Below are 15,787 nucleotides of genomic sequence, written 5' to 3'. Positions count from 1 at the left end.
GACTCGACAGGCCCCGTTCTTGTTATACGAGCCTTGGGCTGAAGGGATCGTTCCCACACCCGAAAGACATTAGCAGCGCATATGGACTACCGCCACGCTGGCCCAGATCCTACATGTCAGCTAGCATCGCCCTTTTGCCAGGACTGCCGACCATGAAGATCGTTTCCTTCAACATCAACGGACTGCGGGCCCGTCCGCATCAGCTGGCGGCGCTGATCGAAAAGCATCAGCCGGACGTCATCGGCCTGCAGGAAACCAAGGTCCACGACGACCAGTTCCCGCTGGAAGAAGTGCGGGCCCTGGGTTATCACGTGTATTTCCATGGCCAGAAAAGCCATTACGGCGTTGCCCTGCTCTCGCGCCAGGAACCGATCGCCGTGCACAAAGGCTTCGCCACCGATGAAGAAGACGCGCAGCGACGCTTTATCTGGGGCACTTTCGCCGACGCCAACGGCGTGCCGGTGACAATCATGAACGGCTATTTCCCACAGGGCGAAAGCCGCGACCACCCGACCAAGTTCCCGGCCAAGCAGCGCTTCTACAGCGATTTGCAGGCGTTGCTGGAAAGCCATTTCCACAATGAACAACCGCTGGTGGTGATGGGCGACGTCAACATCTCCCCGGAAGACAGCGACATCGGCATCGGCCCGGACAACATGAAGCGCTGGCTGAAAACCGGCAAATGCAGTTTCCTGCCGGAAGAGCGCGAGTGGATGGCCCGCCTGAAAAACTGGGGCCTGACCGACAGCTTCCGTCACCTTAACCCGGACGTGACCGACATGTTCAGCTGGTTCGACTACCGCAGCCGTGGCTTTGAAGACGAGCCGAAGCGTGGTCTGCGCATCGATGTGATTCTGGCGTCCCACGGCTTGCTGCCACGGGTGAAAGCCGCCGGTGTCGACTATGAACTGCGCGCAATGGAAAAGCCTTCGGACCATGCGCCGATCTGGCTTGAATTGAGCTGAGATCCTGTGGGAGCGAGCTTGCTCGCGATAGCAGAGTGTCAGGCTGCAAAAGCTTGACTGGCACACCGCAATCGCGAGCAAGCTCGCTCCCACATTGATTCAGCTGTAATGTTTTGGTCATGCGCCTGACTTAATCTCCCCGGCAATCCCCGTGGCTGCAATCGGTGCCGGCATGACCCTGCGTGCTCTGTTCGTCTTACTCCTCAGCGCCTGGCTGCAGGTTGCGGTTGCAGCGTTGCCCATTCCCGAGAACGGCCCGGTATTGCGCATCCAGGGTTCCAACACCATTGGCGCGGCCCTCGGCCCGGCGTTGGTGGAAGGCCTGCTGCAAGACCAGGGACTGTTGAAAGTCCACAGCGAAACCCCGGACACCGCCAACGAACAGCGAGTCGTCGGCTTGACGGCCCAAGGCCAAAGGGTTGTCGTGGAGATCGCCGCCCACGGCTCGAGTACCGGTTTCACTGCACTCAAGAACGCCAGCGCCGATCTGGCCGCCTCGTCACGCCCGATCAAGGACAGCGAACTGCTGAACCTGCAAGCCCGGGGCGATCTGAAAAGCCCTGACGCCGAGCAGGTCATCGCCATCGACGGCCTGGCGATCATCCTTCACCCCGCCAACCCGCTGAATCAATTGAACACCGAACAATTGGCGCGGATCTTCAGCGGCGAGGCGAAGACGTGGGACGACGTCGGCGGCAAGGGTGGGACGATTCATCTGTATGCGCGGGATGATCAGTCCGGTACCTACGACACGTTCAAGGAATTGGTTCTCAGCCGTCGTGGGAAATCCCTGAGCAATGCCGCGAAACGGTTTGAATCCAGCGAGCAGTTGTCCGACGCCGTGAGTGCAGATCCGCAGGCCATCGGTTTCATCGGCCTGCCCTACGTGCGTCAGGCCAAGGCCGTGGCGATTGTCGACGGGCAATCCCAGGCGATGCTGCCACTCGCCAGCCTGATCGCCACTGAAGACTATCCGCTGTCGCGGCGGCTGTTCTTCTATCTGCCACCCGACAGCAACAATCCCTGGGCCAAGGCCTTGGTGGAGTTTGCGCAGAGTCGTCGGGGTCAGGCAATTGTCGCGGCCAACGGTTTTATCGCCCAGACCGTGCAGGCCATCGCCGTCACGCCGAATGCGCTGATGCCCGAGGGTTATCAATCCCTCAGCCGCCACGCCCAGCGTCTGACGGTGAACTTCCGCTTCGAAGAAGGCAGCGCCAGCCTCGACAACAAGGCCCGCCAGGATCTGGCCCGGGTGTTCGACTATATAAAGCACCACGACAAGACTGACCGTGCGATAACACTGGTGGGATTCGGCGACGCCAAGGACGACCCGGCACGGGCGGATTTGCTGTCGAAGCTGCGGGCGATGGCGGTACGCCGGGAGCTGGTGAAAAACGGCGTGGTACTGCGCGAAGTGCGCGGGTTTGGCGCGCTGATGCCGGTGGCGACCAACAGCGGGGATGAAGGCCGGATCAAGAATCGGCGGGTTGAGGTGTGGGTTTACTGAGCGTCGAACCACTGATCGTTCCCCCGCTCTGCGTGGTAACGCAGAGCGGGGGAACGATCAGGGCTGACGCGGAATGTCTGTAATCAGCGCTCGCTACGCAGCATTTCCTTCGGCACATACTTGCCGATCTCGAACTTGCCGATTGCCGCGCGGTGCACCTCGTCCGGGCCGTCGGCCAGGCGCAGAGTGCGTTGCATGGCGTACATGTAGGCCAGCGGGAAATCGTTCGAGACCCCTGCCCCGCCATGGATCTGGATCGCCCGGTCGATCACCCGCAACGCGACGTTCGGCGCAACGACCTTGATTTGCGCGATTTCGCTCTTGGCGACCTTGTTACCCACGGTGTCCATCATGTACGCCGCTTTCAGGGTCAGCAGACGCGCCATGTCGATTTCCATCCGCGAGTCGGCGATCTTGTCGACGTTACCGCCCAGACGCGCCAGCGGTTTGCCGAATGCAGTCCGGCTTACCGAACGTTTGCACATCAGTTCCAGCGCACGCTCGGCCATGCCGATCGAACGCATGCAGTGGTGAATTCGGCCCGGGCCAAGGCGACCCTGAGCAATTTCGAAGCCGCGTCCTTCACCGAGCAGGACGTTTTCGTACGGCACCCGCACGTTGTCGAACAGCACTTCGGCGTGGCCGTGAGGTGCGTCGTCGTAACCGAACACCGGCAGCGGACGGATGATCTTCACGCCGGGGGTGTCGACCGGCACCAGGATCATCGAGTGCTGGGCGTGGCGCGGCGCATCGGGGTTGCTCAGGCCCATGAAGATCAGGATTTTGCAGCGCGGATCGCAGGCGCCGGAGGTCCACCATTTCTTGCCGTTGATCACCCACTCGTCGCCATCGCGCACGGCACGGGCGGCCATGTTGGTGGCGTCGGAGGACGCGACGTCGGGCTCGGTCATGGCGAACGCCGAGCGGATTTCGCCGCGCAGCAGCGGTTCGAGCCAGCGTTGCTTCTGTTCTTCGTTGGCGTAACGCACCAGCACTTCCATGTTGCCGGTGTCCGGCGCCGAGCAGTTGAACGGCTCGGGACCGAGCAGCGAACGACCCATGATTTCCGCCAATGGCGCGTATTCGAGGTTGGTCAGGCCGGCGCCGAGTTCCGACTCAGGCAGAAACAAATTCCACAGCCCTTCGGCTTTTGCCTTGGCCTTGAGTTCTTCCATGATCGCCGTCGGCTGCCAGCGATCGCCTTCGGCGACCTGGCGCTCGAACACGGCTTCGGCCGGGTAAACGTAAGTGTCCATGAACGCGGTCACGCGCTCACGCAGTTCTTGCACCTTGGGCGAATAAGCGAAATCCATGAGCAATTACCTTTTTTCGGCAGGTTGTTTAAGTCATGCAATCGATGCTAGAACAGCGTTGATAATTTACCTAGCCTATTCTCGGCGTGTATAAACATTCATCACCGATATATGATTGGTTGATTTTCCTGGCCGCCCTGACCCGTGCCATCCATCTATAACAAGCACCTATAACAAGAGAGCCGCGTAATGAATCTGAGCAAGGTCGACCTCAACCTTTTCATCGTCTTCGACGCGATCTACACCGAAGCCAACCTGACCCGCGCCGGGCAGATTGTCGGCATTACCCAGCCAGCGGTGTCCAACGCATTGGCGCGGTTGCGCGAAACCTTCAACGACCCGCTCTTCGTGCGCACCGCTCAGGGCATGGTGCCGACGCCCATGGCGCAAAACATCATCGGCCCGGTGCGCAACGCACTGTCGCTGCTGCGGGTGTCAGTTCAGGAAAGTCGGATTTTCAACCCCTCGCAAGCGGTCAAGACCTACCGCATCAGCATGACTGACCTGACCGAAGCGGTGATTCTGCCGCCGCTGTTCCAGCGCCTGCGTCGTCTGGCGCCGACGGTGATCATCGAAAGCTTCTTGTCCAAACGCCGGGAAACCACCAAGGAACTGGCCGCCGGGCGTCTCGACTTTGCCGTGGATGCGCCGCTCAACACCGACCCGCAGGTACGCCACGTCAAGCTGATGGAAGACCGTTACGTCTGCGCGATGCGCAAGGGCCATCCGCTGGCGACCAAGGAAAAATTCACCCTCGACGATTACCTGTCGCTGACCCACATTCATATTTCCAGCCGTCGCAGTGGCCTGGGTCATGTCGATCTGGCACTGGGCAAGATGGGCATTCAGCGCAAGATTGCCCTGCGCTCGCAGCATTACCTGATGGCGTCCCAGGTGTTGCAGCAGACCGAAATGGTGATGACCGTGCCGGAGCGTTTCGCCCGCCGCCATGACCTGCATGCGTTCAATCTGCCGGTCAACGATGTGCCGCCGGTTGAAACCCATTTGTACTGGCATGAAAGCACCGATCAGGATCCGGCCAACCGCTGGATGCGCGAGCAGATGATCGAGTTGTGCCAGCAAGTGACGGCACATGAGAAGAAGCTCGACAAGCTGCAGGCGCCCGCTACTTGACGTAAACGTCAACCTGCCATTAGCTTAGCGCCAAGCCCCTTCTTCGAGCGCTTTCATGAGCAGCCAGACCTACAGCATTTCCGACCTCGCCCGCGAGCTGGACATCACCACCCGGGCGATCCGCTTCTATGAAGAACAAGGCCTGCTCAGCCCTGAGCGCCGAGGCCAGGAACGCATCTATTCGCCACGCGACAAGGTCAGCCTGAAGCTGATCCTGCGGGGCAAGCGCATCGGTTTTTCCCTGGCCGAGTGCCGCGAACTGATCGAGCTCTACGACCCGTCCAGCGGTAACACCAAACAACTCAACAGCATGCTGGCGAAAATCAGCGAACGCCGGGAACAGCTCGAGCAGCAATTGCTGGACATCGAACAGATGAAGCTGGAACTCGACACCGCCGAAGAACGCTGCGTGCAGGCGCTGGAGCAGACGCTCAAGAGTCAGCAAGTCGCGCAGTAACAGCCACACTTCATCTCCTGTGGGATCGGGCTTGCTCGCGATGAGGCCGGAACATCCAGTATTGATGTTGACTGACCCAACGCCATCGCGAGCAAGCTCGCTCCCACAAGGGGTCCGCAGGAATTCAAAGAGCAGGTCAATGCCATGTCCCTCCCCTCCAAAGTACGCCTGATCGAAGTCGGCCCCCGTGACGGCCTGCAGAACGAAGCCCAGCCCATCAGCGTCGCCGACAAGGTGCAACTGGTCGACGCGCTGAGCGCCGCCGGCCTCGGTTATATCGAAGTCGGCAGTTTCGTCTCGCCCAAGTGGGTGCCGCAGATGGCCGGCTCCGCCGAGGTGTTCGCGCAGATCCAGCGCACGCCCGGCGTGACCTACGGCGCACTGGCACCGAACCTGCGTGGTTTTGAAGATGCGCTGGCGGCGGGGGTCAAGGAAGTTGCGGTATTCGCTGCAGCGTCCGAAGCGTTCTCGCAACGCAACATCAATTGCTCGATCAGCGAAAGTCTGGCGCGGTTCGCGCCGATCATGGAATCGGCGAAACAACACGGCGTTACCGTGCGCGGTTACGTGTCTTGCGTGCTCGGCTGCCCTTACGAAGGCGAGATCGCCCCGGAACAAGTGGCCATGGTGGCCCGCGAGCTGTACGCGATGGGCTGCTACGAGGTATCGCTGGGCGACACCATCGGCACCGGTACCGCGGGCGCGACCCGCCGTCTGTTCGAAGTGGTTTCGAAACAGGTGCCGCGAGAGAAACTCGCCGGCCACTTCCACGATACCTACGGCCAGGCCATGGCCAATATCTACGCCAGTCTGCTGGAAGGCATCGCGGTGTTCGACAGCTCGATCGCCGGCCTCGGCGGCTGCCCGTACGCCAAGGGCGCCAGCGGCAACGTTGCCACCGAAGACGTGGTGTATCTGCTCAACGGCCTGGGCATCGAGACCGGTATCGACCTCGACGCCTTGATTGCCGCCGGCCAACAGATCAGTGCAGTGCTGGGTCGCCCGACCGGTTCGCGCGTAGCCAAGGCCCGTAGCGCACAGTGAGGGCGAAGGTGTTACCGCTGCGTCCGAAACGTGGGCATAGGCGAGTAACACGGAAACAAATTGTCTGGTTTTGCCTGAATGAGAAATCTTTCAAAAAATTCAAACCCTTGATTTACAAGGGTTTTTAAAAGTTGGCACGGCTTCTGCTATCTCTATGGCATAACAAGAATAAAAAGCAGCAAACCAATAAAAATAAGACGTACCGACTCTGACATAACAAAAACAACACGGCAGAGACGCAGCTAACAGATTTTTTTGGAGAAGGTGTGCTTTTCAGGGTGTTCCTCGGAATGACCCGCAACCGGGCAGAGAACAATAAAACTACCTTCAGGTAGCTCCCGAATCGGTTGGATCGCTTGGCGAGAAAGCAGATCAGCGCTCAAAAAAATACGTTTGCTCTTGACCCCGGATGGGGGTCGCCAAAAACAGCGGTAAAGGGCCACGGTTGCCAAAAACAACAACAGACCGCCCCTCAATAATAAAAAAGAGCACGCGACGACAAAATTAAAGGGGAGCTTCGGCTCCCCTTTGTGCTTTCCACGATTCCTGTTTTCACCGCCGCCCCCTTGTGGGAGCGGGCTTGCTCGCTCCCACATTCGATCTTCGTCAGGCCTGCTTTTCTCGCAACTCCTCGATACTGATCTCACGCATCCGGAATTTCTGGATCTTGCCTGTTACCGTCATCGGAAACTCCTCCACAAACTTGAAGTAACGCGGCGTCTTGAAGTGGGCGATGCGTTCCTTGCACCACGCTTGCAGCTCTTGTTCGGTGGCGCTGTGGCCGGGATGGAATTTGATCCAGGCGACGATTTCCTCACCGTAACGCGAGCAGGGAATGCCGATCACCTGCACGTCTGCCACCGCCGGGTGAGTGAAGAAGAACTCTTCCAGTTCGCGCGGGTAAATGTTCTCGCCGCCACGGATGATCATGTCCTTGTTGCGCCCGGCGATGCACACGTAACCCTCGTCGTTCATGCTTGCCAGATCACCGGTGTGCATCCAGCCCGCCGCGTCGATGGCTTCGGCAGTCGCCTGCGGATTGTTCCAGTAGCCGAGCATCACGCTGTAGCCACGGGTGCACAGTTCGCCGATGGTGCCGCGTGGTACCGGGTTGCCGGCCTCGTCGATGATTTTGCTTTCGAGTTGCGGCTGGGTGCGGCCGACGGTGGTGACGCGCAGTTCCAGTTCGTCGGATGGTCCGGTCTGCAGGGAGACGGGGCTGGTTTCGGTCATGCCGTAGGCGATCTGCACTTCACTCATGTGCATTTCGCTGATGACCCGGCGCATCACCTCGATCGGGCACGTGGCGCCGGCCATGATTCCGGTGCGCAGGGTCGACAGGTCGAACTCGGCGCGTTGCGGCTGATCGAGCATGGCGATGAACATGGTGGGTACGCCGTACAGCGCGGTGGCTTTTTCTTCGGCGACGGTGCTCAGGGTCAGCAGCGGATCGAAGGCGTCGTTGGGATAAATCATGGTGCTGCCGTGGGTGATGCAGCCGAGGTTGCCCATGACCATGCCGAAGCAGTGATACAGCGGCACCGGGATCACCAGGCGATCAACAGCGGTCAGGCCAAGGCTTTCGCCGACCATGTAACCGTTGTTGAGGATGTTGTAGTGACTGAGGGTCGCGCCCTTGGGGAAACCAGTGGTGCCAGAGGTGTACTGAATATTGACGGGCTGATCGAAGTGCAGGCTGTCGCTGCGTTCACGCAATTGTTGCGCAGTGACACTGGCGGCCAGATCTGCCAGTTGCGACCACGGGAGAAAACCCGAAGGCGGCTGTGGATCGAGGCTGATCAGACCGCGCAGTTCCGGCAGCCGCTCACTGTGCAGCTCGCCGATGGATTGCTCGGCCAGTTCCGGCAGCAAGCCTTGCAACATGCCGTGATAGTTGGAGCTCTTGAACGCCCCGGCGCAGATCAGCCATTGGCAACCGGATTGCTTGAGCACGTATTCGAGCTCAGAGCTGCGGTAGGCCGGATTGATGTTGACCAGGATCACACCGAGCTTCGCGGTGGCGAACTGTGTGATGCACCACTGCGCGCAGTTCGGCGCCCAGATGCCGAGCCGGTCACCGGCTTGCAAACCCAACGCCAGCAGGGCTCTGGCGTGAACATCCACCGCGTCGGCCAGTTGCCGCCAGGTGTAACGCAGCTGCTGATGGCGCACCACCAGCGCCTCGCCGTCCGGGTACTGCGCGGCGGTCTCGTCGAACTTCTGCCCGATGGTCATCGCCAGCAAGGCTTTATCCTGGGAACCGCGGGTGTAGCTGCGCTGCGGGTTTGCACTGGGTTGATCCATGACGACCCCTATTGTCTTTATTAGTGGGTGTTGGAACGGAGCTACAGCAGCTCCGACCATTCAGAACTGGCTCTACTCTCGCTCAAGTTGACGTTAACGTAAAGGGTGATTGACAGCCATTCGTCACAGGCTTACGTTAACGTAAAGGTGAGAACTGAAACGCCCTTCTCCCCACCCTACAAAAAAGCCAAAAGGTGACCCATGAGCTACCCATCCCTGAACTTTGCCCTCGGTGAAACCATCGACATGCTGCGCGATCAGGTTCAGTCCTTCGTCGCCAACGAGATCGCGCCGCGTGCCGCGCAGATCGACAGCGACAACCTGTTCCCGGCCGATTTGTGGCGCAAGTTCGGTGACATGGGCCTGCTCGGCATCACCGTGCCGGAAGAATACGGCGGCGCTGGCCTGGGTTACCTGGCGCACGTCGTTGCGATGGAAGAAATCAGCCGTGGCTCGGCTTCGGTGGCGTTGTCCTACGGCGCCCACTCCAATCTCTGCGTCAACCAGATCAACCGCAACGGCAACCACGAACAGAAAGCCAAATACCTGCCAAAACTGATCAGCGGCGAACACGTCGGCGCACTCGCCATGAGCGAGCCAAACGCCGGTTCCGACGTGGTTTCGATGAAACTGCGCGCAGATAAACGCGGCGACCGTTTCGTGCTCAACGGCAGCAAGACCTGGATCACCAACGGCCCCGACGCCAACACCTACGTGATCTACGCCAAGACCGACCTGGAAAAGGGCCCGCACGGCATCACCGCCTTCATCGTCGAACGCGACTGGAAAGGCTTCAGCCGCAGCAACAAGTTCGACAAGCTCGGCATGCGCGGCTCCAACACTTGCGAGCTGTTTTTCGACGACGTCGAAGTGCCTGAAGAAAACATCCTCGGCGTACTCAACGGCGGCGTAAAAGTGCTGATGAGCGGCCTCGATTACGAGCGCGTCGTGCTGTCCGGTGGCCCGACCGGGATCATGCAGTCGTGCATGGACCTGATCGTGCCGTACATCCATGACCGCAAGCAGTTCGGCCAGAGCATCGGCGAATTCCAGCTGATCCAGGGCAAAGTCGCCGACATGTACACCCAGCTCAACGCCAGCCGCGCCTATCTCTACGCCGTGGCTCAGGCCTGCGAGCGCAACGAAACCACACGCAAGGACGCCGCTGGCGTGATCCTCTACACCGCCGAACGCGCCACGCAAATGGCCCTCGACGCGATCCAGATTCTCGGCGGTAACGGTTACATCAACGAATTCCCGGCCGGCCGCCTGCTGCGTGACGCCAAGCTGTACGAAATCGGCGCCGGTACCAGTGAGATCCGTCGCATGCTGATCGGTCGCGAACTGTTCAACGAAACCCGCTAAACGGAGCTGTCCATGGCTATCCTGCATACCCAGCTCAACCCTCGCTCAGCGGAGTTCGCCGCCAACAGCGCGGCGATGCTCGAACAGGTCGACGCCCTGCACACTCTGCTCGCTCAAGTGGCTCAGGGCGGCGGCGCGAAAGCTCAGGAACGTCACACCTCGCGCGGCAAGCTGCTGCCCCGTGAGCGGATCAACCGCTTGCTCGATCCCGGCTCGCCGTTTCTGGAAATCAGCCAGTTGGCCGCCCACGCCGTTTATGGCGAAGACGTGCCAGCCGCTGGCGTGATTGCCGGGATCGGTCGTGTGGAAGGCGTCGAATGCATGATTGTCGCCAACGACGCGACGGTGAAAGGTGGCTCGTACTACCCGCTGACCGTGAAGAAACACCTGCGCGCCCAGACCATCGCCCAGCAAAACCGCCTGCCGTGCATTTATCTGGTGGATTCGGGTGGCGCCAACCTGCCGCGTCAGGACGAAGTGTTCCCGGATCGCGAACACTTCGGGCGGATCTTCTTCAACCAGGCCAACATGAGCGCCATGGGCATTCCGCAGATTGCCGTGGTCATGGGTTCCTGCACCGCCGGCGGCGCTTATGTACCGGCGATGGCCGACGAAGCGATCATGGTGCGCAATCAGGCGACGATTTTCCTCGCCGGCCCGCCCTTGGTGAAAGCCGCGACCGGTGAAGTGGTCAGCGCCGAAGACCTCGGCGGGGCCGACGTGCACTGCAAGACGTCCGGGGTCGCCGACCATTACGCGGAAAGCGATGAGCACGCCCTCGCCCTCGCCCGGCGCAGCGTCGCCAACCTCAACTGGCGCAAGCTCGGCGAAGTGCAGCAGCGCACGCCGATTGCGCCGCTGTACGCCAGCGATGAGTTGTACGGGGTGGTTTCGGCGGACGCCAAGCAGCCGTTCGATGTGCGCGAAGTGATCGCGCGACTGGTCGACGGCTCGGTGTTCGATGAATTCAAAGCCTTGTTCGGCACCACGCTGGTGTGCGGTTTCGCCCACCTGCACGGCTACCCGATCGCGATCCTCGCCAACAACGGCATCCTGTTCGCCGAAGCCGCGCAAAAAGGCGCGCACTTCATTGAACTGGCCTGCCAACGCGGCATTCCGTTGCTGTTCCTGCAGAACATTACTGGCTTCATGGTCGGTCAGAAATACGAGGCCGGCGGCATCGCCAAGCACGGCGCCAAACTGGTGACCGCCGTGGCATGCGCCAAGGTGCCGAAATTCACCGTGATCATCGGTGGCAGCTTCGGTGCCGGTAACTACGGCATGTGCGGGCGGGCCTATGATCCGCGTTTCCTGTGGATGTGGCCGAACGCGCGGATCGGCGTGATGGGCGCCGAACAGGCGGCCGGCGTGCTGGTTCAGGTCAAGCGCGAGCAGGCCGAACGCAGCGGTCAGGCGTTCAGTGCCGAGCAGGAAAGCGAGATCAAGCAGCCGATTCTCGACCAATACGAAGAGCAGGGTCACCCCTACTATTCCAGCGCGCGGCTGTGGGACGACGGCGTCATCGACCCGGCGCAGACCCGCGATGTGCTGGCCCTGGCCTTGTCCGCGTCGTTGAACGCGCCTATCGAACCGAGCCGCTTCGGCGTGTTCCGGATGTGATCGGGAGAACCTCATGAGCGACTTCAACACCCTCGAATTGCACAGCGATCCACGGGGTTTCGCGACCCTGTGGCTGAGCCGCGAAGAAAAGAACAACGCGTTCAACGCCGAGATGATTCGCGAACTGATCCTGGCGCTGGACAAGGTCGCCAGCGACGCCAGCCTGCGCTTTCTGCTGGTACGCGGACGCGGCAAACATTTCAGCGCTGGTGCCGATCTGGCCTGGATGCAGCAATCGGCCGAACTCGATTACCACACCAACCTCGACGACGCCCGGGAACTGGCGGAGCTGATGTACAACCTCGCCAAACTGAAAATCCCGACCGTGGCTGTGGTGCAAGGCGCGGCGTTCGGCGGCGCGCTGGGTCTGATCAGTTGCTGCGACATGGCGATCGGCACCGACGACGCGCAGTTCTGCCTGTCGGAAGTGCGCATCGGTCTTGCGCCAGCGGTGATCAGCCCGTTCGTGGTGCAAGCCATCGGCGAACGCGCGGCGCGGCGTTATGCGCTGACGGCCGAACGTTTCGGCGGGCAGCGGGCGCGGGAAATCGGTTTGTTGTCCGAGAGTTATCCAGCGAATGAGTTTGAACAGAGGGTCGAGCAATGGATCGACAACCTGCTGCTCAACAGCCCCGCCGCCATGCGCGCCAGCAAGGATTTGCTGCGTGAAGTCGGCAACGGCGCGCTGACTCCGGCCCTGCGCCGCTACACCGAAAACGCCATCGCCCGCATCCGCGTCAGCCCAGAGGGACAGGAAGGTCTGCGGGCCTTTTTGCAGAAACGTCCACCGAGCTGGCAAGCCGCAACCACCACCAAGGAGCCGCGTTGATGAGCGCACCTGTTCTCACCACCCTGCTGGTGGCCAACCGTGGCGAAATTGCTTGCCGGGTCATGCGCACCGCCAAGTCGCTGGGCCTGACCACCGTTGCCGTGCACAGCGCCACCGACCGGGAAGCGCGGCACAGCCGTGAAGCGGACATCCGTGTTGATCTGGGCGGCAGCAAAGCGGCCGACAGTTACCTGCAAATCGACAAACTGATCGCGGCGGCAAAGGCCAGCGGCGCTCAGGCGATTCATCCGGGTTACGGCTTTCTTTCAGAAAACGCCGGGTTTGCCCGCGCCATTGAAGCGGCCGGCCTGATCTTCCTCGGCCCGCCCGCCTCGGCCATCGACGCGATGGGCAGCAAATCCGCCGCAAAAGCGTTGATGGAAACCGCCGGCGTGCCGCTGGTGCCGGGTTATCACGGCGAAGCCCAGGATCTGGACACTTTCCGCGATGCATGCGAACGCATCGGCTACCCGGTGCTGCTCAAGGCCACGGCCGGCGGTGGCGGCAAGGGCATGAAGGTCGTTGAAGACGTCAGCCAACTGGCTGAAGCGCTGGCATCGGCTCAGCGTGAAGCGAAGTCGTCGTTCGGCGACTCGCGGATGCTGGTGGAGAAATACCTGCTCAAGCCGCGTCACGTGGAAATCCAGGTGTTTGCCGATCAGCATGGCAATTGCCTGTACCTGAACGAGCGCGACTGCTCGATTCAGCGTCGGCACCAGAAAGTCGTCGAAGAAGCGCCGGCTCCAGGCCTGAGTCCAGAACTTCGTCGGGCGATGGGCGAAGCCGCTGTGCGTTCAGCGCAAGCCATCGGTTACGTCGGCGCCGGCACCGTGGAGTTTTTGCTGGACGCTCGCGGCGAATTCTTTTTCATGGAAATGAACACGCGCTTGCAGGTCGAGCACCCGGTCACCGAAGCCATCACCGGGCTCGATCTGGTGGCCTGGCAAATTCGCGTCGCCCGTGGCGAAGCGTTGCCGATCACTCAGGATCAAGTGCCGCTGAACGGACATGCGATTGAGGTTCGGCTGTATGCGGAAGATCCGTCGAATGATTTTCTGCCGGCGACCGGGCGTCTGGATCTGTATCGCGAATCCACCGCTGGGCCGGGGCGCCGTGTGGACAGCGGCGTTGAGGAAGGCGATGAGGTTTCGCCCTTCTATGACCCGATGCTCGGCAAGCTGATCGCCTGGGGCGAGGATCGTGAGCAGGCGCGCTTGCGACTGCTGAGCATGCTCGATGAGTTTGCGATTGGCGGGTTGAAAACCAACATCAACTTCCTGCGACGGATCATCGGTCATCCGGCGTTTGCGGCGGCGGAGCTGGATACCGGTTTCATCCCGCGTTATCAGGAACAGTTGCTGCCTGCGCCTGCTGCACTGAGTGATGAGTTCTGGAATGCGGCGGCGCAGGCTTTTGCGCAGAGTTTGCCGGGGATGGCTCGGGCAGATGATCCGGCTTCGCCTTGGGCGCTTCACAGCGGTTTGCGCGCCGGTTTGCCTCGCGAAATCACTCTGCATTTGAGCTGCGAGGGGCAGGATCGAGCGCTGACGCTCGGTGCCGGCGGCAATGCAAAACTGATCGGCGAGCAATTGGTGGTCGAGCACGATGGACTGCGTCGACAGCTGCGGGCGATTCGTCGTGGAGAAGTTCTGTATCTGCAATGGGACGGCGAGCTGCGACGCGTTGAAACGTACGACCCGATCAGCGCTGTCGAAGCCAGTCACAGCCATCAGGGCGGTCTGACCGCGCCGATGAACGGCAGCATTGTGCGGGTGCTGGTGGAGGCCGGGCAATCGGTTGAAGCCGGTGCGCAATTGGTGGTGCTTGAGGCGATGAAGATGGAGCACAGCATTCGCGCGCCCCACGCCGGTGTGATCAAGTCACTGTATTGCCAGGAAGGTGAAATGGTCAGCGAAGGCAGTGCACTGGTCGAGCTGGAAGAAGCTTGAAAGGTGGATCGATCCTACGCCTGGCGAGGATCGATCTGACTAGTATTTGGCGGTTGCCTGAACCACGACACCGATGATTCGGCACTCGTCGGTCAACAAGGCTTTCGGCCAGGTCGGATTGAGCGGCACCAGGTAACGCTGGCCGCCCTCTTCGATCAGTTTGCGGAAAATCGCCTCGTCGCTGTCCGGCCACTGGGCGATTACCAATTTCCCGGGCTCGGCTTCCAGTGCCGGGTCCACCAGAATCATCATTCCCTCGCCGATGCTCTGCCCGGTGGGCGCCGTCATCGCGTTACCCGTCACCGTGAGCCAGAACGCCGGGCCGCGGGCGTGGTAATCCGTCAGTACGAAACGTCGCTTGTCCTTGGCACTCGAATACGCTGGCTGGCTCTCACGGGCCTCGACCGGCGAATTCCACTCGCTGACCGGATAGCGAAAGTAAGGGTTGTACTTCTGCGCAAGGGGCATTTCGTCGTCCGCATCGACCTGCGGTTCACGAATCACCACCGCGACCTCGAGATACTCCATGCCCAGCGCTTTCAGCACGCGGTTCATCTGCGTGATGCCGGGCTCGCGGCGCTTGTTCAGCCAATGGCCGATACCGCCCTGAGACATGCCGACGCGCTCGCCGAGTTCGACTTGAGTGACGTTGAGTTCACTCATTTTGGCCTTGACCAACTCAATCCATTTATCCATGTGCGGCACCATACGTGGACGCCTGCGGCCGGCAAAACACATATTGTAGTATTTAAATTCTGGTCACAAATACTGATAGTACTATTCTTGAGTCACGGATTTGAATCGACCAAGGAGTGACCTTTCACCATGACCATCACCAGTAAAGACTTGCCCGATCTGCAAATGGACACCACCTTCACCTCCCCGCAAGGGTGCGCCGCTGCGCAACGGGCGTTGGATTATTACTTGAAACCAGCTGTGTCAGAACCGGAAGTGGACGAGCGCTTTTTCGGTGTGAACAGCAACCTGAGTGGCGAAGAATCCCTGGTCCACGCTTCCGATCTGCTGCGATGTGCAGCGGCTACCGCGTTCAAGGCGGCGGACGGCTTGCAGGGCGTGAGTCGGGATCTGGCTTTTTCAGTCGTGCACATGGTGGATATGGCGCGGGCGATGGTTGATCACTCGCTCGATGGCGCGGTTCGCTGAAGACGGGAGTTCGGACGGAAGGAAAAGAATTTTCCAATCGCGCAGATAAAAACATTTGACTTGCAAATGATAATGATTACTATTGCAAGCAACTGGTCGCGAGATCAGTCGATGGACCAGAGACCTTAGGTCGGTC

The 15,787-nt window shown here is 60.5% G+C and carries 13 protein-coding genes; 10 read left to right on the top strand and 3 right to left on the bottom strand.

The annotated features are described in order from the left end of the window. Positions 1–152 precede the first annotated feature (152 nt). Positions 153–965, top strand: a complete 813-nt coding sequence (gene xthA, locus CAF79_RS17670; RefSeq protein WP_085699063.1) for an exodeoxyribonuclease III — start codon at positions 153–155, stop codon at positions 963–965. 172 nt (positions 966–1,137) lie between these two features. After that, on the top strand, positions 1,138–2,472 hold the full coding sequence (locus CAF79_RS17665; protein WP_085699256.1) for a substrate-binding domain-containing protein: 1,335 nt from the start codon (positions 1,138–1,140) through the stop codon (positions 2,470–2,472). Between the two features lie 83 nt (positions 2,473–2,555). Here CAF79_RS17665 and CAF79_RS17660 read toward each other — a convergent pair whose 3' ends face one another. Then, a complete protein-coding gene (locus CAF79_RS17660; protein WP_011334996.1) occupies positions 2,556–3,785 on the bottom strand; it encodes an acyl-CoA dehydrogenase in 1,230 nt (409 codons plus the stop codon). A 189-nt stretch (positions 3,786–3,974) separates the two neighbouring features. Here CAF79_RS17660 and CAF79_RS17655 point away from each other — a divergent pair, with 189 nt between their 5' ends. The 3 genes from CAF79_RS17655 to CAF79_RS17645 all read left to right on the top strand — a co-directional run bounded on the left by CAF79_RS17655 (position 3,975) and on the right by CAF79_RS17645 (position 6,420). Further along, the gene (locus CAF79_RS17655; RefSeq protein ID WP_085699061.1) at positions 3,975–4,919 is read left to right on the top strand and encodes a LysR family transcriptional regulator; all 945 of its coding nucleotides are present in this window, start codon (positions 3,975–3,977) and stop codon (positions 4,917–4,919) included. 55 nt (positions 4,920–4,974) lie between these two features. Continuing rightward, positions 4,975–5,376, top strand: coding sequence for a MerR family DNA-binding transcriptional regulator (locus CAF79_RS17650; protein ID WP_007951507.1), 402 nt, complete (start codon positions 4,975–4,977; stop codon positions 5,374–5,376). A 144-nt stretch (positions 5,377–5,520) separates the two neighbouring features. Beyond that, complete coding sequence (locus tag CAF79_RS17645) at positions 5,521–6,420, top strand: hydroxymethylglutaryl-CoA lyase (protein WP_085699059.1); 900 nt, start codon at positions 5,521–5,523, stop codon at positions 6,418–6,420. Positions 6,421–7,026: 606 nt separating this feature from the next. Here the strand turns inward: CAF79_RS17645 and CAF79_RS17640 are convergent. Next, a complete protein-coding gene (locus tag CAF79_RS17640) occupies positions 7,027–8,724 on the bottom strand; it encodes an AMP-binding protein (protein WP_085699057.1) in 1,698 nt (565 codons plus the stop codon). 201 nt (positions 8,725–8,925) lie between these two features. Between CAF79_RS17640 and CAF79_RS17635 the strand changes: the two genes are divergently transcribed. Genes CAF79_RS17635 through CAF79_RS17620 form a run of 4 tightly spaced genes read left to right on the top strand, consistent with a single transcriptional unit; the run spans position 8,926 to position 14,487 of the window. Further along, positions 8,926–10,089, top strand: a complete 1,164-nt coding sequence (locus tag CAF79_RS17635) for an isovaleryl-CoA dehydrogenase (protein WP_085699055.1) — start codon at positions 8,926–8,928, stop codon at positions 10,087–10,089. 12 nt (positions 10,090–10,101) lie between these two features. Continuing rightward, positions 10,102–11,709, top strand: coding sequence for a carboxyl transferase domain-containing protein (locus tag CAF79_RS17630; RefSeq protein WP_085699053.1), 1,608 nt, complete (start codon positions 10,102–10,104; stop codon positions 11,707–11,709). Between the two features lie 13 nt (positions 11,710–11,722). Continuing rightward, positions 11,723–12,538 (top strand): gamma-carboxygeranoyl-CoA hydratase, encoded by an 816-nt coding sequence (locus tag CAF79_RS17625; RefSeq protein ID WP_085699051.1) that lies wholly within the window; start codon positions 11,723–11,725, stop codon positions 12,536–12,538. After that, the gene (locus CAF79_RS17620; RefSeq protein ID WP_085699049.1) at positions 12,538–14,487 is read left to right on the top strand and encodes an acetyl/propionyl/methylcrotonyl-CoA carboxylase subunit alpha; all 1,950 of its coding nucleotides are present in this window, start codon (positions 12,538–12,540) and stop codon (positions 14,485–14,487) included. Before CAF79_RS17625 ends, CAF79_RS17620 begins: the two co-directional genes overlap by 1 nt. Before the next feature lie 39 nt (positions 14,488–14,526). On the opposite strand, the gene CAF79_RS17615 is transcribed toward CAF79_RS17620, so the two are convergent. Then, positions 14,527–15,183, bottom strand: a complete 657-nt coding sequence (locus tag CAF79_RS17615) for a LexA family transcriptional regulator (RefSeq protein ID WP_085699254.1) — start codon at positions 15,181–15,183, stop codon at positions 14,527–14,529. 129 nt (positions 15,184–15,312) lie between these two features. On the opposite strand from CAF79_RS17615, the gene CAF79_RS17610 reads away from it, so the two are divergent. Then, complete coding sequence (locus tag CAF79_RS17610) at positions 15,313–15,651, top strand: DUF6124 family protein (protein ID WP_085699047.1); 339 nt, start codon at positions 15,313–15,315, stop codon at positions 15,649–15,651. The last annotated feature ends 136 nt before the right edge of the window (positions 15,652–15,787 follow it).

This window comes from Pseudomonas sp. B26(2017), from assembly GCF_002113045.1.
Lineage (GTDB): Bacteria > Pseudomonadota > Gammaproteobacteria > Pseudomonadales > Pseudomonadaceae > Aquipseudomonas.
The sequence above is the reverse complement of the archived record's forward strand: the minus strand, read 5'-3'. Positions and strand labels throughout refer to the sequence as shown.